The sequence below is a fragment of the Yersinia aldovae ATCC 35236 genome (assembly GCF_000173735.1).
Lineage (GTDB): Bacteria > Pseudomonadota > Gammaproteobacteria > Enterobacterales > Enterobacteriaceae > Yersinia > Yersinia aldovae.
In genome coordinates this window covers 101,831-123,906 of record NZ_ACCB01000007.1, presented here as the reverse complement: position 1 = coordinate 123,906, position 22,076 = coordinate 101,831, and the positions used below count along the sequence as shown (strand labels likewise).

Below are 22,076 nucleotides of genomic sequence, written 5' to 3'. Positions count from 1 at the left end.
CAGGGTAAGTAAGGATAAAACTTCATAATGTGCAGTATGTGGAAACATATCAAACAACTGCACCCGCTCAATGCGGTAATCTACTAACAAACTGATGTCTTTCGCCATTGTTTCGGCGTTACAGCTTGAGTAAAGAATGTATTCAGGTGCCATATTACTTAGATAGTCACACAGCTCTGTACCAATGCCACGCCGCGGTGGGTTAACTAACACTAATTGCGGTACTTGGGCTGTTGAAGTGGCGAAACGAGTGGAGTCCAGCGCGGCAAAGCTGACATTCTGTAACCCCAGTTGAACCGCTGACTGACGCGCACAGGCAATGGCTTGCGCGCTAATTTCAATACCGGTAAGTTGCGTCTGTGCTGTGGCACAATGCAGACCAAAACCGCCAACCCCGCAGAACAAATCCCACATACTGCTGATATTTAGCTCTCGAACCCATTGCCGCGCCGTCGCATACAGTGAAGCGGCGATCTGAGGATTAGTCTGAAAGAAGCTCTGTGGGCGGATAAACAGTGGCACCTGATTAAAAATCTCTGGCAACGCCTGCTGTTGTGTCAGCGGGATCTCCTGTTCACCTTCCAAAATTGCCATATGCACCGGCTGAATATTGGCCGAGATAACCGCCAGTTGCGGCAATTGCTGCTGCAACCAGGGTAATGCCGCTTGTAACTGTGCCAGCTTGGTTTCAGAGCGCAACACAAAGCGCAGCATCAACTCACCGCGGTAAGTGCTTTCAGTCAGTAACAGGTATTTAAGTTCGCCACGCTTGCGCGCCACGTTATAGGGGGTCAAACCTGCTCTGGCAATAAAGGTTTTCAATACAGCAAAAACCACTGTAAAGCTGGCCGGATACAACGGACATGCGCATAAATCAACAGCGGTACCGTCGCGATGCAGCATTCCTAAAAGCGGTCGCTCGACACTGCCGCTCACCACCATTTTGGCTTTATTGCGAAAAGCGCTTTCACGGCCAAAAACCGGCGTTAACCACTGAGCCACTGTGTGGCCCGCTAGCAGCGTTTCCAGATGATGCTGTTTATCAGCCAGTTGTTGCGGATAAGGTTTTTCCAGCCACTGGCAGGAACGGCAACTCGCCGCCGTATACTGTGCGCAATGCATTAATATTGACCGTTATAATCAGAAACGTTAAATGATTTGCAGCCGAAGCTGTTTATGGCGCGGATTGTAGCACTCTACAGGGCTAAACACTCATTTTGACTGCGGGAAATAGTGATACCAGGGGAAAAAGATCAAGCTGAGAATCACCACATCAGGGATTTTGTGTAGCAGTAAACGATGTAAAATTTCGCAACCGCTATTCCCCTCAATGCGAAAAATATCTAAATACAGCCAATCCAGTGACGCCATCAATAAATAAACAACAACGATAACCTGACACGCCAGATAGCACCAACGCGCCCAGTTCTTGCGATAACACACCGCGACACCACAGACCATTTCTAACAGCAGTAGCACCACACTGGCAAAAAAGACTAAACCAAAATCCCAGCGTTGTAGGCTCTCACTGATAAATACGCCGGTTCCCGCCCTGCCCAATGTTGCGACCAATAGCAATACGCTAAGGATGCGGGTGGCAATAATGGCTGTGCCTGCGATGAGAACCGGAACAGGCGTGGTGTTGGCTGAAAAAAATGCTACCGATGAAAATAATGATCTCATACTGCCCTGTTGGCTTTTGGCTCAGAGTGATGCAACCTAATGTTATCCCTGACAATAACGCCACGGGTGTGCGGCGTTAGAGAAGAATGAAAGCCTAACAGTTTTAAGGCTAATCAGCCATTTATTATCAATCAACTACGGGCAGCTTTGCGTAATTCACGCAACCGCTGCTTTTCCGCACGAGACATAAACCACCAGGCGATTAAACCGATAACCCCGACCACCAGCAATATCAGTGTTGCCAGCGCATTAATCTCTGGATTGACGCCCATACGGACGCTAGAAAACACCAGCATCGGCAACGTTGTTGCGCCCGGCCCGGCAACAAAACTGGCTATCACTAAATCGTCCAATGATAAAGTGAAGGCCAATAACCAGCCTGAAATAAGCGCCGGAGCTATCATCGGCACGGTAATCACAAAAAATACTTTCAGCGGCGTCGCACCCAAATCCATTGCGGCTTCTTCGATAGACCGGTCCAATTCGCGCAGGCGGGAACTGATCACCACCGTCACATACGCCGTACAGAAAGTGACGTGTGCCAGCCAGATGGTGAACATACCGCGCTCTGCGGGCCAGCCAATGGCGTGCCCCATTGCGACAAACAACAGCAGCAACGACAAGCCGGTTATCACATCAGGCATCACCAGTGGGGCTGTCAGCATAAAAGCAAAGCCGGTTGAACCACGAAAACGACCAAAACGCACCATCACCACCGCAGCGATAGTCCCTAACACCACCGCCATCGTAGCGGAAGCGGCCGCAATTGTCAGGCTCAGCCCAACGGCAGATATCATCGCCGAATCATTAAATAACGCGATATACCAGCGGATTGACCACCCCGCCCACACCGTAACCAGCTTTGAGCTGTTAAATGAGTAGATAACCAACATCAGCATTGGCGCATACAAGAAGGTATACCCGACAATCAAGATAACGCGCCGCCACACGGAGCGTACTTCCGGTAAGTGATTCATACCGCGCCTCCTGGGGCTTTATTTTGGTGTTTATGGAACCAAAGTATCGGCGCAATCAGCAACACCAACATCACCGTGGCCACCGCTGAGGCTACCGGCCAGTCTCGGTTATTAAAGAACTCCTGCCACAGAATACGGCCAATCATGATGCTATCTGGCCCGCCGAGCAGTTCAGGGATGACAAACTCGCCAACCGCTGGAATAAATACCAGCATCGAGCCGGCGACAATGCCCCCTTTAGTCAAAGGTACAATCACACTAACAAAGGTTTTAAATGGCCGAGCACCCAGATCCAGTGCCGCTTCCACCAATGAGTAATCCAACCGGGTCAGCGCGGTATAGATTGGCAACACCATAAAGGGCAGATAGGAATACACCACACCGATATAGACCGCCAGATTAGTGTGCAAAATGATTAGAGGCTGATCGATAACCCCAGCCCACATCAGGAAATTATTTAGAATACCGTTGTTTTTCAGAATCCCCATCCAGGCATAAACCCGGATCAGGAATGAGGTCCACGATGGCAGGATCACTAACAGCAACAAAATATTGCGCGTGGATGACTTGCTGTGAGCTATCGCCCATGCCAATGGATAACCGATAATCAGGCAGCACAAGGTGGATACCGCCGCCACTTGCAATGATTGCAGGTAAGCATCGATATACAGTGGATCATCAAGCAGTTGCAGATAATTGCCAAGATTAAGCGAAATATCCAGCTTGCCGTCCAGCCACGTCATCAGGTCAGTATAAGGCGGAACTGCGCGTGCCATCTCAGCCAGACTGATTTTGAATACAATCAAAAATGGCAGCATGAATAACAAGAACAGCCACAAATAGGGCATGGCAATGACCAGCTTACGGCCATGCGCCATTTGGCAACGCTGGATTACCGCCTTAATCGGCCCGACAGAGTCGGTCGCTGGTTCTGCAGCCCCACCGGTAGATTCTGGTATCACGATATTAACTCCCCAAGGCGCTTAATGAGCCAAAACCACGCAACTGTCAGCATCCCAACATAATTGCACTTCATCGCCCCAGGTCGGCATCCCTTTACGGTAGCGATGACCATTTTGTAGCTGCGCGCTGATCATCTGGCCGCTATGCAATTTCACATGATAAATGGACAAATCCCCCAGATAGGCGATATGCACCACTTCTCCAACAGCGAAATTACAGCCATCGGATGGCACCTGCTCGCACAGCATCACTTTCTCTGGCCGTAAGGCGACAAACACCGGTACGCCGTCAACCACTGAGGCATCAGAATCCACTTTCAGCGGATGGCGCAAACCAGGGCTGTCGATAACCAGCGCGTCATCCAGTCGCGCTTTGAGCACCCCTTCAAACACATTCACCGAGCCGATAAATTCAGCGCTGAATCTACTGTTCGGATGCTCATAAATCTCTTCCGGTTCGCCAATTTGCACAAACTTGCCACGGTTCATAATGGCAATGCGCCCGGCCATCGTCATAGCTTCTTCCTGATCATGGGTCACCATTACGCAAGTCGCCCCCACGCGTTCCAGAATATCCACCACTTCCAGTTGCATCCGGTCACGCAGTTTTTTATCCAACGCCCCCATCGGTTCATCCAGCAGTAACAGTTTTGGCCGTTTGGCAAGGCTGCGGGCCAGTGCCACGCGCTGGCGCTGACCACCGGATAACTGATGCGGTTTGCGTTTGGCAAACTCTTGCATATGTACCAGCGTCAACATTTCAGCCACCCGATGTTTAATTTCCTCCGACGGCAATTTATCCTGTTTCAAGCCAAAGGCGATATTTTGCTCCACAGTCATATGCGGAAATAGAGCATAAGACTGGAACATCATATTGATCGGGCGTTGATAAGGCGGCACATGGGACAAGTCCTGCCCATCGAGCACGATCTGCCCCTGTGTCGGTTGTTCAAAACCGGCCAACATTCGCAATAGGGTGGATTTACCGCAACCTGATGCTCCCAGTAGCGCAAAAATCTCGCCTTTGTAGATGGTCAAATTGACATCATCGACTGCTGCCTGACCGTCAAATGATTTGGTTAAGTTGCGGATCTCCAGCAAGGGGGTAAACACCTTCTGGGATTTTGGCTGCGGGCGGGTAATGACATCATTCACTCAGCGCGCTCTCCATAAAAGCAGAACAGGCCGCATTCAAGCTGCGGCGCAATAAAAAACAGGAACAGGAAGATACGCTCCCTGCCCCTACCGTGATTTTCACCACCATCCGGCGTTTATCAGCAACAGGTTGACACCCGATGACTGATTACCGCAATGGGCTATTTACCGCTTTTCACTTTTGTCCAGGCTCGGGTGATCACGCGATCAATTTTCGGGTCTTGTACTTTTAATGTGAACATTTTCGCCCGCACATCTGCTGGCGGATAAATACCTGGATTATCACGCACTTCGGCATTCACCAGCGGCGTGGCCGCCTTGTTGGCATTAGCATAGAAGACGTGGTTACTCACATTTGCTATCACCTCAGGGCGCATCAGATAATTCAGGAACTGGTAGGCTTCATCCTGATTTTTAGCATCAGATGGCATTGCAAACACGTCAAAGAACGCCAATACGCCCTCTTTCGGAATGCTGTAGGCCACATTGACGCCATTTTTCGCTTCTTTAGCACGATTAGAAGCCTGCATTATGTCACCTGCCCAACCGACAGCGACGCAGATATCACCGTTAGCCAGATCATTAATATATTGTGACGAGTGGAAGTAACGAATATTTGGCCGTAATTTCAATAACAACTCAGTAGCAGGCCCGGTGTAGTCCGTGGCCTGAATACTGTTGGGATCTTTACCCAAGTAATTGAGCACAGTGGCAAAAATCTCGCTCGGCGCATCAAGGAAGGAGACGCCGCAGCTTTTCAGCTTCTCTAGATTTTCTGGCTTTAGCACTAAATCCCAGCTATTTACCGGTGCATCTTGACCCAGAGCCGCTTTCACTTTCTCGACGTTATAGCCGATACCGGTCGTCGCCCACAGATAAGGGATAGCATATTTATTGTCCGGATCGTGCTTACTGACCAATGCCAGCAGCTCTGTATCTAGATTTTTGTAATTGGATAATTTGCTTTTATCCAGCGGCTTAAATACACCGGCCGACAATTGGCGCTCAAGGAAACTGGCTGACGGCACCACCAAATCAAATCCGGTGCTGCCGGCCATTAATTTACCTTCCAACACCTCGTTGGAGTCAAACACATCATAAACAACCTTAATGCCGGTTTCCTTTTGGAAATTAGCCAGCGTATCCGGTGCGATATAATCGGACCAGTTGTAAACGTGCAGTATTTTTTCTTCAGCAGATGCTGAAACGGAAGCAGCCATTAACAGGCCAGCAGCAACACCCGATAACCACTTTTTACGTTGGGTGAACATCCGTAAACTCCTCAAAATAGGGGGTGAAGTCGTGCGCTAAATTTGTATCCGATGAGATACAACACCTCTGCTTCCTTGAGCGTAATCCCCCCAAAAGCACCGAGTGCATGGGTATGCATCGTGAGTGATTATTAACCTGACAATAATAATCACTCATTTGGTGGGGAATACTATGCCCGTTGCAGAAACAGCAGCATAACCGCAGTTCGCAATCTGTACCAGCCTCTAGGGTAAAAAACGCCTTTTATCGATTTTTTATGCATATTCTATCTATGTAATGCGCCATTAATGGCATAAACGTCGACAAATATCTGGCAAAGGAGGGTAAAAAGCAGAATATCTTATGGTTTACCGAGGAAATAGCAGTGTGCCACTGGTTTCAGCGGCACTTTTCACGCGAGACATGACTGATTAATAACGAGGTATCAATGGATGATGGGGTAGGCTGTCGCGGTTTGTGGCGATTCATCGTCATCACTGTTGCCAATAAACAGCAAATCGTTGGCGCGCGCTTCCAGAACTATCATCGAGATTTGCTCTTCACATTGCTGCATAAAATAGCCAAACTGGGCGAATGTCACCCCAACTTCTACCGTCAATGACTGACAGACGATCAATTTAGGCAGATTATCATCCTGAATATCAATAAATGCTTTTACTGTCAGTGAACTGGCGTTGATTTGGCTAAGATCCGCCACGAGCGGAATAAGTGCTGTCGGCCTGATTTCAGCCAGTGCAGAGAACAAGATAATGTTATCGACCAAATCAACTTTGGCATCAAACACACCTTCAAAATTTTGCATGTGTGGTAGATGCAACGCCTGACAGGAGTCGCACTCAAAAAATGAGATACCGAGCTGATCCAGCCAACGCCGTAATAAGGCTAAATCCGGGACGATGAGTGAATCCATAACTACTTACCTCACGATTCTCATAATACGAAAAGTGGCATAGCTTACGGAATATTGGCCAACAGCGCCACTTCAATCCCGACTAATTTAATGCCCTAATTATTCTTTTCTGACTGTTTGACTTTTTTAGCCCGATCCGCATCGACTTCTTTCTGCGACTGGGGCCGCGATATTCTATCGGCGCTCCCCAGTAACGGGCCAAAACCACTAACCACACGCCAAACAATGTACGCTGCGGCCGGTATCATCAAAGCAATACCGATAAATATCATTATAATCGCTGCTGTTGTGGTTCCCATTATGCCAGGCAATGACAAATAATCATTGATACTCAAATAGGCAATAACCAGTAACAGCATCCCCAAGGCTTCTGAAATAAGCACAGTGCGGGGCATATCTCCTAACGAGCGCATTTTTACCTCCGATAGGCTCTGCGAAAGCGTCCATCCAGTGTATTGAATCCCCACAACTTGTAACAGTACCGATAAGCAAATAGGCAGGATTAATCAAATTAACAGGCGATACCTACTTTTTTTTCATGTCACCAACGGGCATAGTAGACCCCAGTGAGAGTGAGTAATACGCACAAATCATTTTATTGGCAAAGTGATTACCTCAAATTAATCAAGGAGCTTTACATGTTTGCTGTAATTTTCGGGCGTCCTGGATGTCCTTATTGTGTCCGTGCCAAAGAACTGGCAGAGAAACTGGAGACTGAGCGTGACGATTTTAAATTCCGTTATATCGACATTCACGCCGAAGGCATTACCAAAGCTGATCTGGAAAAAACCGTCGGTAAGCCAGTAGAAACCGTGCCTCAAATCTTTGTTGATGAGAAGCACATTGGCGGCTGCACTGATTTTGAAGCCTACGCCAAAGAAAACCTGAGCCTGTTTCAGTAATCAGGCCCATAAACAGCGCTACTTTCTCAAACAAATGCACTTTATCAGAAATAATATCGCTGTTTGTCCGAAAAGGGTGCTAAGGCACCCTTTTAAAATACCGATGCGTTAAATCGCCACCAACAAAAGCCCCTCTACAGCACAGATCAATAGCAGATAACCCCATCGAAAAGCCATAATCAAGTACATCCCTCTGGCGATGCCAAACTTCCTGCTTACTACTGGCTGTCTGGCAGCAGACCGATTAGAATAAGCGTGCTATTGCCTACATTTATGGATTGTATGGCGGTAAGCTTTCCGAGTTTAAGGAAATGTGTCGTTCTACTATTAACTGGCAGAACGGATATGCAATGAATCATTCAGGCTTAATAGAAAGTCATACTCTGTGAATATAAACGTCGCAAATTTATTAAACGGCAACTATATCTTGCTGTTATTCGTGGTTTTAGCTCTGGGGTTATGCTTGGGCAAACTACGGCTCGGCCCAATCCAATTAGGCAATGCTATTGGTGTTTTGGTGGTATCCCTGTTGCTTGGGCAGCAGCACTTCACTATCAATACTGAAGCATTGAATCTGGGCTTCATGCTATTTATCTTTTGTGTCGGCGTCGAAGCCGGGCCTAACTTCTTCTCTATCTTTTTCCGCGACGGTAAAAACTACCTCATGCTCGCACTGGTGATGGTGAGCAGCGCAATGATTCTGGCGTTGGGGTTGGGCAAACTATTCGGCTGGGACATCGGTTTGACCGCTGGGATGCTGGCAGGATCAATGACCTCGACACCGGTTCTGGTGGGAGCAGGAGACACCTTACGCAGTACCATTGGTAATAATCCGGCACTGCAACATGCGCAGGATAACCTGAGTCTCGGTTACGCGCTGACCTATCTTATCGGGCTGGTCAGCCTGATTTTAGGTGCCCGCTACCTACCCAAACTGCAACATCAGGACTTACCGACCAGTGCCCAACAAATCGCTCGCGAGCGTGGGCTGGATACGGACAGCCAGCGCAAAGTGTATCTACCGGTGATCCGTGCCTATCGGGTGGGGCCGGAACTCGTCGCGTGGGCTGATGGTAAAAACTTACGTGAATTAGGTATTTATCGTCAAACCGGTTGCTATATTGAACGCATTCGCCGCAATGGTATTTTGGCCAACCCAGACGGTGATGCGGTGTTACAGGTGGGCGATGAGATATCCCTGGTCGGTTACCCGGATGCCCACTCCCGCCTTGACCCCAGCTTCCGTAATGGCAAAGAAGTCTTTGACCGCGACCTGCTCGATATGCGCATCGTGACGGAAGAAATTGTGGTCAAAAATAGCAATGCTGTAGGCAAACGCCTGAGCCACTTGAAACTTACCGACCACGGCTGTTTCCTTAATCGGGTGATCCGCAGCCAGATTGAAATGCCGATTGATGACAATGTGGTATTGAATAAAGGTGATGTGTTGCAGGTTAGCGGTGATGCACGCCGCGTTAAAAGTGTGGCCGAGAAGATTGGTTTTATCTCAATCCACAGTCAGGTCACTGATTTACTGGCTTTCTGCGCATTCTTTATTTTAGGATTGATGATTGGCCTAATCACCTTCCAGTTCAGTAATTTCAGTTTCGGTATCGGAAATGCCGCAGGCTTATTGTTGGCCGGTATAATGCTGGGGTTCTTGCGTGCCAACCACCCTACCTTTGGCTATATCCCGCAAGGTGCGTTGAATATGGTGAAAGAGTTTGGGTTAATGGTCTTTATGGCCGGTGTCGGGCTGAGTGCCGGGGGCGGAATTAATAGCAGCCTCGGTGCCGTGGGTGGGCAAATGCTAATTTCTGGTCTGATTGTCAGCCTGGTACCTGTCGTTATCTGCTTTATCTTTGGCGCTTATGTATTACGCATGAACCGTGCGCTGCTTTTCGGAGCCATTATGGGTGCTCGTACCTGTGCGCCCGCGATGGATATCATCAGCGATACCGCCCGCAGTAATATTCCCGCACTAGGCTACGCGGGGACCTACGCCATTGCGAACGTTTTACTGACGTTGGCCGGTTCGCTAATTGTTATTATCTGGCCGGGAATACTCGGATAGCGCTTTAACAGAGGAATTCGCGGCAAAGCTAAACATTATTTTAACCTTTTTTCATTTCACCAGAACTTTCTTACTGGGCTGGGGTCTGAATTAGTGCCACTGCTTTTCTTTGATATCCCCATATTGAGGAGCCCGATAGTCCCGCCTTCTTAGGTTCAAGACTATCGGGGTTTTTCTTGCCTGAAATTTGAGTTCGGCTCATCTTTCCCTGTGTTATCTCCCCTTAAGGCTTTCTTAAGACAGAGTTATTACAGTACGCACATTCCCTATTTCCGCTTCAGGTTACACCGTGAAGACCAGCAAAACCGCCAGCCAAACCGATATCGCAACGCCAACATTAAATAATGACTCAACAGCTCTGATAATTAGGACAAACTCCCTTTACTCATTGCCCTTATCCTTCTATTTTTGGCAGGCTTGCGGGCTGATAATCAGTGGATTGCTATTTTTATGGCTATCACGCAATGAGCAACTGGATTGGCTTATCAGTAATTATTGGTTTGATCCCGTCAGCCAAAGCTTCCCGTGGGAACATAATTACTGGTTAGATTTACTCAACCATCGGCTGTTGAAGATAACCCTGATCAGCGCCGCGGTAGCAGGGCTGTTATGGGGTATTTATCGCCGTAATAGTCGTTTGATTACCACTATGTTGCTGTTTGGTATCGGTCCTTTGGTTATCGGTATTTTAAAAGCCACCAGTGCGCATTCATGCCCATGGGACTTAGTTGAGTATGGTGGTAAAGCCCTTGGTTATGTATTGATGGGAACGGCACCGGACGGCGCAGGGCCGGGGCATTGCTTCCCCGGCGGTCATGCCTCCAGCGGTTTTGCCGTTATGGCACTATTTTTCCTGTTTTACCCAGAACGACCACGGTTGGCAACATGGTGCTGGTTGGCCGCTATAAGCCTTGGCATGTTGATGGGGTTGGGTCAAATCATGCGTGGGGCACATTTTCTTACTCATAACCTGTGGGCAGGTTGGTGGGTTTGGCTCAGTCAATTGGCTGTGTTTGGGATAATTAGCGGTTATTACAATCGCGATAAAGGTACAAGTTAATGGAACAAATGAATTATTTTTTCTTTTCCATGATCAATGCGACTCCGGCATCGTCACCGTGGATAATTTCTTTGGCAACATTTATTGCCCGCGACCTGATCATGATTGTTCCCCTTTTGTTGATCGGACTTTGGTTGTGGGGGCCGCAAAACAGCATGGATGCGCAACGAGCGGTGATTGTTAAAGCCGCGATTGCTCTGGCTTTCTCTATGCTGTCAGCCGCCTGTATAGGGATGCTTATTCCGCATGATCGGCCTTTTGTCGTCGGTTTTGGCTATAATTTTTTGAATCACGCCCCTGACAGCTCCTTCCCCAGTGATCATGGCACCGTGGCCTTTACCTTTGCTCTGGCTTTCGTGTTCTGGCACCACTTATGGTCCGGTATCAGTCTGATGATTGCAGCGATTGCCATTGCCTGGTCGCGAATTTACCTCGGCGTTCATTGGCCATTAGATATGGTTGGTGCTTTCCTGCTAGGGATTGTTGGTTGTCTGTTTGCACAATTGCTGTGGAACTTATTCGGTGAAAGTATCGCAACAGGAATGAAGCGCCTTTATCATTTCAGCTTTGCACTACCGATCAGCAAAGGATGGGTGCGAGGCTGATATCTGCATGTAACTTATTTCACATTGCCGATGGCGTCTAAAAGTCGGCAATAGACTTCTTTCTCTCCCCACATTTTAAAATCAAACAATTAACCAACATTATTTTTATAAATCACCTTCTCACCCACTGACAATGTCATAATAATAACAAAATAAGCCATCCAAAGTGTAATTTCGTGCGCGATGATGTTGTAATATTAACTTAATGTTACTATCATAACAATATTACTGACTGACAGATAAACTAAAGGATAGCCATCATGACGATTAATTACGCGAGCTATATTGACCACACCCTACTGGCAATGGACGCCACGGAAGCGCAAATCATCAAGCTGTGTGAAGAAGCAAAGCAAAACCATTTTTACGCCGTATGTGTTAACTCGGGCTATGTTCCGGTTGCCGCTCAACAGTTAGCAGACAGTCAGGTTAAAGTGTGTTCTGTTATTGGTTTCCCTCTGGGCGCGAGCCTGACTGAAGCAAAAGTTTTTGAAGCTCAGGCGGCCATCAACGCAGGCGCGCAAGAAATCGATATGGTGATTAATGTAGGCTGGTTGAAAAGCGGTAAAATCGCCGACGTTAAGGCAGATATTAAGGCAGTACGCGACAATTGTGCCGCTACCCCGCTGAAAGTAATATTAGAAACATGCCTACTCAGCGATGAGCAGATTGTACAAGTGTGTGAAATGTGTCGTGAGCTTGATGTGGCTTTTGTTAAAACATCAACTGGTTTCAGCACTGGCGGCGCGAAAGAAGAACATGTCAAACTGATGCGTGCCACAGTTGGCCCGGTAATGGGCGTTAAAGCCTCTGGTGCAGTACGTGATAGAACCACGGCCGAGACAATGATTAAAGCCGGGGCCACACGAATCGGTACCAGCTCAGGCGTCGCTATCGTTTCAGGCCAACAGGCAACAGCTTCAAGCTACTAACGTCGTGATAGTTTACTGATGATTTTGTAGCCCGGTAACCACCGGGCTTATTTATTGCAATACATTGTATTTTAATAAATTATACGGCATCGTGTTGAAAACAATTTGTCAGGAATCGCTTATGGAAACCCGCCGAGCAGAACGAATCAATAAACTTACTCAGGCTTTGAAGCGTGCCGATAAAATCCACCTGAAAGATGCCGCAAATCTGTTGCGTATCTCTGAAATGACTATCAGACGGGATCTCAGCGCCGAACCCAGTTCGGTTATTTTGTTGGGGGGCTACGTTGTAATGGACCCTAAAAGCAACAATGCCAATAACTATTTTGTTTCCGATCAACAGGCCAAACAGGTTGAAGAAAAGCGGCGTATCGGGCAACTGGCAGCACAACTTATTGCCGAAAATGACACGGTTTTTTTTGATTGTGGTACCACTATCCCCTTGATTATCGAAGAGATAGATGAAGAACTGACATTTACTGCTATTTGTTACTCCCTTAACACTTTTCTGTCTTTACAAGATAAGCCTAACTGCAAAGTTATCTTGTGCGGTGGGGAATTCAAGCCCAATAACTATATCTTTACCCCACTTAGCCAGCACTCTGAATTGGACAACGCCTGTCCGAACATAGCTTTTATCTCAGCAGCGGGCGTCTCCCTGGAATATGGTGCTACCTGTTTTAATTTCGATGAAATATTGCTCAAGCACCGCGCCATTACTCAATCTCAGCATAAGGTTCTGGTCGCTGATCACAGCAAATTTGGCAAAGTCAAACCAGCCAGTATCGGTGTATTGACACTATTTGATACCTTAATCACTGACCGTCAGCCGGATAATGCGTTCACCCATTTCTTTTCGCAACATGACATAAAAGTAAACTACTGACCCTGCCAGTAGCCGATCAGACTTGGCTGAACGCTACAAAAGTGTGCGTATTTGCAGCGTTCAGTGGACTCCCGACACTACGTTAGGCTTATTGTATTTTACCCCTTCCATACTCTTCACCCTTGATACAAATACTAAAAATCCTAGATAAAGACACTGGAAAGATAAATTTTCGCCCTTATTCCCCCGTGAATTATGGATTATATTTATGCAGCGGTTATCATCAATAAATGACCATAAGTAAATTATGGTTAAATATTATTCCTAACATTTAAATTTCAAAATACCATTTCATTGATTAATTAGCGCACAGAAAAACCATTATTTAAGCGAAATTAATTTAACATTTAGCATTATCTTAACGGATTCGAGTAAGCAGATGCGGCAACTTTAATTATCATACAAAATGTATGTAGCAAGAATTCATATGATAAATAAACTAGCTCATGTCATAAGTCACGTATTAGAATATAATATCAGGTCATACCACTGCCGGTTATTTATTATTCCTTCCATTAACTCCAATAGCAAAAGACAACCCAAAAACCCCAACAAAACCATTAAAAATCAATTAATTGACATATATCACCGTTGTTTTATTTATGATTTTCATCAATAAATTGACGAATAAAAATATTTTCACTAGATCCCATGACTCAGTTAAAATATATTGCCACTCCAGAAGTCAGGAGCAACACATCGTCTGTTTATTTATTCATCAGACTCACGGAACTCCTTTTAATTATGTTTGCCATTAGAAATAGATAAAAACATTTACGTAACAAATAGCCATAAATTCGCAACAAGAGATGACAAACGAGTTTATCAAGCATTTGAGAGCAGGATCACGGTAGTTTTCACTACAAATAGCTATCTTGCCGCCAGCAAAAACTAATGCTCGTATTAGAACGACGAAAATATCCGATGCAGAGATTTCACTCTCTAAATATCGGTTAAATTTTGCACTTTAAATTCCAAGTATGAATTTTAAGCGTTAGACAGAAAACTTGGACTTTAGACATAGCAGTATGACTACCGTATTAAAGTAATAACCAGGGCACCATTTTAAAGAATCGTTTTGACTGAATTTTTTACCTGATCGCGCAACTCAATAATGTGTGACAGGTTTCTAACTTTCGGCTCTTAATTTCAAATTAACGTGTTCACAATGGAGATCTTTATGGACACTACTCAAACTGCGGGCACAGTTGCCTCCACGGGAAAAACCTCAGCAAGTGCATGGCGTAAAAGTGACACCATGTGGATGTTGGGTCTGTACGGTACAGCAATCGGCGCAGGGGTTCTCTTCCTGCCGATCAACGCCGGTATCGGTGGCCTGCTGCCACTGATTGTTATGGCTATCATTGCTTTTCCAATGACCTTTTATGCTCACCGTGGCCTGTGCCGCTTTGTGCTGTCTGGTAAAAATGCAGGTGAAGACATTACCGAAGTGGTTGAAGAACACTTTGGTGTCGGCGCGGGTAAACTGATTACTCTGCTTTACTTCTTCGCAATCTACCCTATTTTATTGGTTTATAGTGTCGCTATTACCAATACCGTTGATAGTTTCATTACTCACCAGATGCATCTGCCATCACCACCACGCGCTATTTTGTCCCTGATCCTGATTGTGGGCTTGATGACCATCGTGCGTTTTGGTGAACATGCTATCGTTAAGGCGATGAGTATCCTGGTCTTCCCGTTTGTTGCGGTACTGATGCTGTTGGCTGTGTACCTGATTCCAAACTGGTCTGGCGCAATCTTCGAACATGTATCACTGGATGGTAATGGTACAGGCAGCGGCTTGTGGATGACACTGTGGCTGGTTATTCCGGTAATGGTGTTCTCGTTCAACCACTCCCCTATCATCTCCGCCTTCGCTGTTGCAAAACGTGAAGAATACGGTGTGGATGCTGAGAAAAAATGTTCCCGCATTTTATCTTTCGCTCATATCATGATGGTTGTAACCGTTATGTTCTTCGTTTTCAGTTGCGTACTGAGCTTGTCTCCTGCGGATCTGATGGAAGCGAAAAACCAGAACATCTCTATTCTGTCTTACCTGGCTAACCATTTTAATACCCCGATGATTGCCTACATGGCACCGGTTATTGCCTTTATCGCTATCACCAAATCTTTCCTGGGCCACTACCTGGGTGCGCGTGAAGGCTTCAATGGCATGATGATCAAATCTCTGCGCAGCAAAGGCAAAGAGATCAATCATGATAAACTGAACCGCATTACTGCGCTGTTCATGCTGGTGACCACCTGGATTGTTGCGACAATGAACCCAAGTATTCTGGGGATGATCGAAACACTGGGTGGCCCAATCATCGCGATGCTGTTGTTCCTGATGCCAATGTATGCAATCCACAAAGTCCCTGCGATGCGCAAATACAGCGGTCATGTCAGTAACGTATTCGTCGTAATCATGGGCCTGATTGCCATCTCTGCAATCTTGTTCAGCCTGTTCGGAAAATAATTCTCTGGCTGATGTTATATCCCTAAATAATTCGAGTTGCAGGAAGGCGACAAGCGAGAGACAAATGGGTTGTAACCATGTTGAACCCCGCTTGCACTGATCCACAGAGGTGAGGCCCAAGGATGGGCTGAGTAGTCAACCCACATGCAGCTTGAAGGATGGCGGGTCTAAATCGTTTCAAAAGCCGGTGCGTTCGCTCCGGCTTCCTACCTACGGCAATGTAAGCAATTTTAATAATTAGAACCGTTACGAGGCTAATATATGGTCAGCGTCTTTGACATTTTCAAGATTGGTATTGGTCCTTCCAGCTCTCATACTGTTGGCCCGATGAAGGCCGGTAAGCTGTTTACCGATGATTTAATCGAACAAGGGCATCTTCCTGCCGTCACCCGAATCACTGTGGATGTTTATGGTTCTTTGTCCCTCACCGGTAAAGGCCACCATACTGATATTGCTATCATTATGGGCCTGGCGGGGAACCTGCCCGACACCGTTGATATCGACACAATACCTGCGTTTATCCGTGATGTTGGGCTGCGGGAACGTCTGTTACTGGCTAACGGTCAACACGAAGTTGATTTCCCCGCTCAAGGGGGAATGAATTTCCACACCACCAATCTGCCGCTGCACGAAAATGGCATGACCATCAGTGCACACGCTGGTGATGAATGTATTTTCAGCAAAACCTACTACTCCATCGGCGGCGGGTTTATTGTTGATGAAGAGCACTTTGGTCAGCAGGACAACCAGGCGATTGCCGTTCCTTACCCATTCAGCTTTGCACGAGATTTGCAAAAGCACTGTAAAGACACCGGGTTATCTTTATCCGGTTTAGTGATGCAAAATGAACTGGCGCTGCACAGCAAAGCCGAGATCAGCGCACATTTTGCGGCAATCTGGGCGGTTATGCAGGCCGGCATTGAGCGTGGTATTAACACTGAAGGGCTATTACCTGGCCCGATGAAAGTGCCGCGCCGCGCTGCGGCGTTACGTCGTATGCTGGTTAGTACAGATAAAAATAATTCAGATCCAATGATGGTCGTTGACTGGATCAATATGTATGCCCTGGCAGTTAACGAAGAAAATGCGGCCGGAGGGCGGGTTGTGACCGCACCGACGAACGGCGCATGTGGCATTATTCCGGCGGTTTTATCTTACTACGACAAATTCATTCGTCCGGTAAATGAGAACTCTTACAGCCGCTATTTCCTGGTCGCTGGTGTCATTGGCGCGCTGTATAAGATGAATGCATCTATTTCAGGCGCTGAAGTCGGTTGCCAAGGGGAAGTGGGTGTTGCCTGTTCTATGGCCGCTGCTGGTTTGGCAGAATTGATGGGGGGCAGCCCGGCACAGGTTTGCATCGCAGCAGAAATCGCGATGGAACATAATTTAGGGCTGACTTGCGACCCGGTTGCCGGACAGGTTCAGGTGCCGTGTATCGAACGTAACGCTATTTCTGCGGTACAGGCGGTCAACTCTGCTCGTATGGCACTGCGCCGTACCAGCGAGCCGAGTGTTTGTCTGGATAAAGTCATTGAAACGATGTATGAAACTGGCAAAGACATGAACTCAAAATACCGCGAAACGTCCCGTGGTGGTTTGGCGATCAAGGTCGTTGCCTGCAACTGATTCTCTTTAGTAATCAAATGATAAAAGGGCTACGGTGAAGTAGCCCTTTTGACGTTATTGACAAGTGCCCGCGACGAAGAAAACAGGCAGGCTGTAACGACGCCATAACCCCTTACCTGGGGCTAGAGCCGCGCCATTTCTGGCACGGACGTTTTACTCTTCTGCCTATCCTCACCGTTCAAGATCGAGTCATCGGGGTTTGTCAGCAGCCTTTTGTTTCATTAACCTAGCTAAATAACTGACTGATTTTCATCATCAAAAAATCCCAGATGCGGCTGAAGAACCCACCCTCTTTGACTTCGTTTAATACCACCAAAGGGCGCTGATCAATGGTTTTCCCGTTCAGTTGAAAATCGATAGTCCCGACCACCTGATGCTTCGCCAGCGGCGCACGTAACTCCGCTTGATCCAGCTTATAACTGGCTTTCAGGTTTTTCATCTGCCCTTTCGGGATGGTAATAGCCGCATCTTCAGCCACACCTAAATCAACCTGACCGGTATCACCCAACCAGACTTTCTGTGTGATAAATGGTTTCGTGGTTTTAATCGGCACTACCGTCTCATAGAAACGGAAACCCCAGGTCAGCAGTTTTTCACTTTCATTGAAGCGAATCCGGTCACTCGGCGCACCTAATACCACAGAGATAAGGCGCATCGGCCCATCGGTTGCCGATGCAACCAGATTATGCCCCGCACCAGTGGTAAAGCCGGTTTTCATGCCATCAACGTTGAGATTTGTGCTCCACAACAAGCGGTTACGGTTGATCTGGCGAATTTTGTTAAAGGTAAATTCTTTCTCTTTATGCAGTGCATATTCGTCCGGCACATCACGTATCAGCGCCTGCCCCAACACGGCCATATCGCGCGCGGTGCTGTACTGCCCCGGCGCATCAAGGCCGTGTACCGTCATAAAATGGGTATTCGCCAAACCTAATGCTTTAGCGTAATTATTCATCAAACCAACAAAGCTATCTTGGCTGCCCGCGATATAGTCGGCTAATGCGATGCTGGCATCATTGCCCGACTGAATAACAATACCTTTATTTAAATCAGACAATCGCACCTGATCACCGGGTTTCAAAAACATGAGCGATGAGCCGCGCAGCGCAGGATTACCCGTGGCCCACGCATCCTTACCCACCGTCACTAAATCATCCGGATGCACTTTACCGGCTTTGAGGGCTTGCCCAATAACATAACTGGACATGATTTTCGTCAAACTGGCCGGATCAAGGCGCTGGTCACTATTGCCCTCTGCCAGTATTTTTCCGCTGTTGTAATCCATCAGCACATAGGCTTTGGCATCCACCGGAGGGGCTGTCGGGGCGTCAGCCGCGTGTACCGCAGGCAGTGCCAACAGGAGTAAACCCGCACTGAACGTTAAATTTTTAATCCTGAAAGGGAAAGTATATTTCATCATGAGGTCGCCAGAGTATCCTTGCAAATAATCGGAAATGAGTGGTATTCCCACAACTAGCCACTGTCCAATTAGCGAAAAAGTAACGTTTTTTCACTGATACTGAAGTATTAGCTTAGCCATATTTATGTACCTTTTCTAAATTTATCCCATTGGCGCGGCAATTGGGCAATGTTTTACGTTTTGTTTTGTAAAGAGTGGCAATCTGATTAGTTTTAATGGCTAAGCGGCTAAACGTCTTACCATTTAAACATCCTCACATCTAAGCCGCTAAACGTCTAAAAGAGATTAACATATTCCAAAAAGTAATATACACGGACTATTTGTTATTTTTAGAGTCTAAGTCAGCGGCGTTATTATCCCACAAAGTCTTCGTTAACCAATTAATGCTGCTAAATAATGGCTGGAGCAAATAATGGCTATTCCCCGTTCGGTGCTGGAACTTATCGGCCACACTCCTTTGTTGGAATTGACCCGCTTTGATACCGGCCCATGCCGGTTGTTTGTTAAGCTGGAGAACCAAAACCCCGGCGGTTCGATTAAAGACCGCGTTGCGCTCTCGATGATTGAACAGGCGGAAAAAGAGGGTTTTCTGCAACCCGGCGGCACCATTATTGAAGCCACCGCCGGGAATACCGGGCTTGGGTTGGCGCTGGTTGCCGCACTAAAAGGCTATAAGCTGATATTGGTGATGCCGGATAAAATGAGCCAGGAGAAAATTTTCCATCTGCGCGCATTGGGCGCGCAAGTGCTGCTAACCCGCTCTGATGTAGGTAAAGGCCATCCCGCTTATTATCAGGACTATGCTCTGCGGTTGGCGCAGGAGACTCCGGGTTCTTTCTATATTGATCAGTTCAATAACCCGGCTAACCCCGCAGCTCACCGTACCTCAACCGGCCCGGAACTGTGGCAGCAGATGAGCGCACACATTGATGCCATCGTAGTGGGTGTGGGTTCCAGCGGTACGCTGAGTGGCCTGAGTCACTATTTCTCCGAAGTTTCACCGACAACTGAATTTGTACTGGCCGATCCCGCCGGTTCCATTTTGGCGGATTTCGTCGACAGCAACCACATTGGCGATGCCGGTAGCTGGCTGGTCGAAGGGATTGGTGAGGATTTTATCCCGCCGCTGAGTAACTTCTCGCAAGTCAAAAAGACCTATCGAATTGATGATACTGAGGCTTTCAGCACCGCTCGCACCTTACTGCGGGAAGAAGGTGTGCTGGCCGGGTCATCGACCGGCACCTTGCTGGCTGCGGCATTGCGCTATTGCCGTGAGCAAACTGAGCCTAAACACGTGGTCACTTTTGTTTGTGACAGCGGTAATAAATATCTGTCGAAAATGTTCAATGACTACTGGCTGTTAGAGCAAGGTTTGCTAAGTAAACCGCAACAGGGCGATTTGCGTGATTACATCACCTATAGCCATGAGAATGGCGCGACTATTTCAGTTTCTCCACAGGATACGCTGGCCACCGCTCATGCCCGAATGCGCCTGTATGACATCTCCCAATTGCCGGTACTGGATGGCGAGAGGATCGTTGGATTAATCGATGAATGGGATCTCCTGAACGCAGTGCAAGCCGATGCTTCCCATTTCAAACACCCCGTCAGCCGCGCGATGACACCTCAGGTCAATACATTACAAAAAGAGGCCGATTACTGCTCTCTGCTGGCCACCTTTAATGAGGGGCATGTGGCGGTGGTGCTCGATGGCGAGCGATTCCTCGGCCTGATTACCCGTACTGATGTTTTGAATAGTTGGCGTCAAAAGCTAGCTTAACCTTCTCATATTAAGGATTTTTATCATGGCAAAGTTCGATACCTTAACCGTCCATGCCGGTTATACCCCTGATAGCACCGGTGCAGTGATGCCCGCAATTTACGCGACATCCACTTTCGCACAACCGGCCCCGGCGAACACACCGGGTATGAATATTCCCGCAGTGGTAACCCGACACGTACCGCGTTGGAAAAAGCAGTTGCAGAATTGGAAGGCGGTATTCGTGGTTATGCCTTTGCTTCCGGATTAGCGGCTTGCTCGACCGTTCTGGAACTGCTGGATCAGGGCAGTCATATCATTGCGGTGGATGATTTATACGGTGGAACCTATCGCCTGCTGGAGAAAGTACGCAGCCGCACTGCCGGTTTGCGCGTCACTTATGTCTCCCCTGCGGATACCGCAGCCTTGGAACAGGCCATTTTGCCTGACACCAAAATGATCTGGGTGGAGACGCCAACTAACCCATTGTTAAAATTGGCGGATCTGACGGCGATTGCTGCGATTGCCAAGAAACATCAATTGATTAGTGTGGCAGACAACACCTTTGCCTCGCCGTATATTCAGCGCCCGCTGGACTTAGGATTTGATATCGTGGTGCATTCAGCCACCAAATACCTTAATGGTCACTCCGATGTGGTCGCCGGTGTCGCGGCAGTAGGCAATAACCCTGAACTGGCGGAACAATTAGGCTTTTTGCACAATGCCATTGGTGGGATTTTAGACCCGTTCAGTAGCTTCCTGACATTGCGTGGTTTGCGCACTCTGGCTTTGCGCATGGCACGACATAACCACAGCGCCCAACGCATTGCTGAGTGGCTTGAACAGCAGCCACAAGTGGAAAATGTGTATTATCCGGGGCTGAAAAGTCACCCACAACATGCGCTGGCAGCCAAACAGATGACGGGTTTCGGCGGCATGATTTCAGTACGCTTGAAAGGGGATGATGAGTTTGCTCGCGCAGTCATTAAACGCTCACATTTGTTTACGCTGGCCGAGAGTTTGGGCGGTGTTGAGAGCTTGATTAGTCAGCCCTACAGCATGACTCATGCATCAATCCCGCTGGAAACCCGCTTAAAACACGGCATTACCCCGCAGTTACTGAGGTTATCCGTCGGGATTGAAGATACCGACGACTTGATTGCTGACTTGGCGCAGGCGTTAAACGGCTAAGGTTTAATCAGGCAAGAAAGCATGCGGGCCGGATCTGCCGCCACCCGCAGCGCCTCGACAGCCTGAGCAGTTAAGCTAAAAGAAGAGGCCAAAGCAATCAGCAAAGTCGCACTCCCAGGCCAGAAATACGTACTTTAGTCATTATCGCCATCCTCAAAATAGGTTTTTATTATTTAATAT

At 47.6% G+C, this 22,076-nt stretch carries 18 protein-coding genes and 2 pseudogenes; 10 read left to right on the top strand and 10 right to left on the bottom strand.

Going from position 1 to position 22,076, the window contains the following annotated elements; all coding sequences use genetic code 11:
• The 8 genes from rlmC to YALDO0001_RS05310 form a co-directional block, all read right to left on the bottom strand.
• On the bottom strand, positions 1–1,122 hold a 1,122-nt coding region (gene rlmC / locus YALDO0001_RS05345), incomplete at its 3' end, for a 23S rRNA (uracil(747)-C(5))-methyltransferase RlmC (RefSeq protein WP_004700657.1).
• 90 nt (positions 1,123–1,212) lie between these two features.
• Entirely contained in the window at positions 1,213–1,683 is a 471-nt protein-coding gene (locus YALDO0001_RS05340; protein WP_004700656.1) for a YbjO family protein, read from the bottom strand.
• Positions 1,684–1,814: 131 nt separating this feature from the next.
• On the bottom strand, positions 1,815–2,660 hold the full coding sequence (potI, locus tag YALDO0001_RS05335) for a putrescine ABC transporter permease PotI (RefSeq protein WP_042546320.1): 846 nt from the start codon (positions 2,658–2,660) through the stop codon (positions 1,815–1,817).
• Complete coding sequence (potH, locus tag YALDO0001_RS05330; RefSeq protein WP_004700652.1) at positions 2,657–3,622, bottom strand: putrescine ABC transporter permease PotH; 966 nt, start codon at positions 3,620–3,622, stop codon at positions 2,657–2,659. The genes potI and potH overlap by 4 nt, the downstream gene beginning before the upstream one ends.
• Before the next feature lie 21 nt (positions 3,623–3,643).
• Complete coding sequence (gene potG / locus YALDO0001_RS05325) at positions 3,644–4,777, bottom strand: putrescine ABC transporter ATP-binding subunit PotG (protein WP_042839448.1); 1,134 nt, start codon at positions 4,775–4,777, stop codon at positions 3,644–3,646.
• A 161-nt stretch (positions 4,778–4,938) separates the two neighbouring features.
• Positions 4,939–6,048, bottom strand: coding sequence for a spermidine/putrescine ABC transporter substrate-binding protein PotF (gene potF / locus YALDO0001_RS05320; RefSeq protein ID WP_004700642.1), 1,110 nt, complete (start codon positions 6,046–6,048; stop codon positions 4,939–4,941).
• Positions 6,049–6,473: 425 nt separating this feature from the next.
• Positions 6,474–6,959: a type III secretion system chaperone family protein gene (locus YALDO0001_RS05315; RefSeq protein ID WP_004700641.1), complete on the bottom strand. Its 486-nt coding sequence runs from the start codon at positions 6,957–6,959 to the stop codon at positions 6,474–6,476.
• Positions 6,960–7,054: 95 nt separating this feature from the next.
• On the bottom strand, positions 7,055–7,372 hold the full coding sequence (locus tag YALDO0001_RS05310; protein WP_042546324.1) for a YbjC family protein: 318 nt from the start codon (positions 7,370–7,372) through the stop codon (positions 7,055–7,057).
• A 225-nt stretch (positions 7,373–7,597) separates the two neighbouring features.
• Here YALDO0001_RS05310 and YALDO0001_RS05305 point away from each other — a divergent pair, with 225 nt between their 5' ends.
• From YALDO0001_RS05305 to YALDO0001_RS05270, 8 genes are all read left to right on the top strand, one after another.
• A complete protein-coding gene (locus tag YALDO0001_RS05305) occupies positions 7,598–7,861 on the top strand; it encodes a GrxA family glutaredoxin (protein ID WP_004700636.1) in 264 nt (87 codons plus the stop codon).
• A gap of 385 nt (positions 7,862–8,246) precedes the next feature.
• Positions 8,247–9,935: an aspartate:alanine antiporter gene (locus tag YALDO0001_RS05300; protein ID WP_004700635.1), complete on the top strand. Its 1,689-nt coding sequence runs from the start codon at positions 8,247–8,249 to the stop codon at positions 9,933–9,935.
• A gap of 388 nt (positions 9,936–10,323) precedes the next feature.
• A complete protein-coding gene (locus YALDO0001_RS05295) occupies positions 10,324–10,995 on the top strand; it encodes a phosphatase PAP2 family protein (RefSeq protein ID WP_042839457.1) in 672 nt (223 codons plus the stop codon).
• Positions 10,995–11,600: an undecaprenyl-diphosphate phosphatase gene (gene ybjG / locus YALDO0001_RS05290; RefSeq protein ID WP_042839447.1), complete on the top strand. Its 606-nt coding sequence runs from the start codon at positions 10,995–10,997 to the stop codon at positions 11,598–11,600. The genes YALDO0001_RS05295 and ybjG overlap by 1 nt, the downstream gene beginning before the upstream one ends.
• Before the next feature lie 260 nt (positions 11,601–11,860).
• The gene (gene deoC / locus YALDO0001_RS05285; RefSeq protein ID WP_004700633.1) at positions 11,861–12,532 is read left to right on the top strand and encodes a deoxyribose-phosphate aldolase; all 672 of its coding nucleotides are present in this window, start codon (positions 11,861–11,863) and stop codon (positions 12,530–12,532) included.
• A 121-nt stretch (positions 12,533–12,653) separates the two neighbouring features.
• Positions 12,654–13,418, top strand: coding sequence for a DNA-binding transcriptional repressor DeoR (gene deoR, locus YALDO0001_RS05280; RefSeq protein WP_004700632.1), 765 nt, complete (start codon positions 12,654–12,656; stop codon positions 13,416–13,418).
• Positions 13,419–14,598: 1,180 nt separating this feature from the next.
• Entirely contained in the window at positions 14,599–15,897 is a 1,299-nt protein-coding gene (locus tag YALDO0001_RS05275) for an HAAAP family serine/threonine permease (RefSeq protein ID WP_042546331.1), read from the top strand.
• Between the two features lie 261 nt (positions 15,898–16,158).
• A complete protein-coding gene (locus YALDO0001_RS05270) occupies positions 16,159–17,526 on the top strand; it encodes an L-serine ammonia-lyase (protein ID WP_004700623.1) in 1,368 nt (455 codons plus the stop codon).
• Positions 17,527–17,752: 226 nt separating this feature from the next.
• On the opposite strand, the gene YALDO0001_RS05265 is transcribed toward YALDO0001_RS05270, so the two are convergent.
• Positions 17,753–18,946: a serine hydrolase gene (locus YALDO0001_RS05265; RefSeq protein ID WP_004700621.1), complete on the bottom strand. Its 1,194-nt coding sequence runs from the start codon at positions 18,944–18,946 to the stop codon at positions 17,753–17,755.
• A 412-nt stretch (positions 18,947–19,358) separates the two neighbouring features.
• On the opposite strand from YALDO0001_RS05265, the gene YALDO0001_RS05260 reads away from it, so the two are divergent.
• Together YALDO0001_RS05260 and YALDO0001_RS05255 are read left to right on the top strand one after the other, a co-directional pair.
• On the top strand, positions 19,359–20,726 hold the full coding sequence (locus YALDO0001_RS05260; protein ID WP_004700620.1) for a pyridoxal-phosphate dependent enzyme: 1,368 nt from the start codon (positions 19,359–19,361) through the stop codon (positions 20,724–20,726).
• Between the two features lie 25 nt (positions 20,727–20,751).
• A pseudogene (locus YALDO0001_RS05255) lies at positions 20,752–21,896 on the top strand (trans-sulfuration enzyme family protein).
• A gap of 29 nt (positions 21,897–21,925) precedes the next feature.
• Here the strand turns inward: YALDO0001_RS05255 and YALDO0001_RS22515 are convergent.
• A pseudogene (locus tag YALDO0001_RS22515) lies at positions 21,926–22,038 on the bottom strand (MetQ/NlpA family ABC transporter substrate-binding protein); the annotation flags it as partial.
• Between the last annotated feature and the right edge of the window lie 38 nt (positions 22,039–22,076).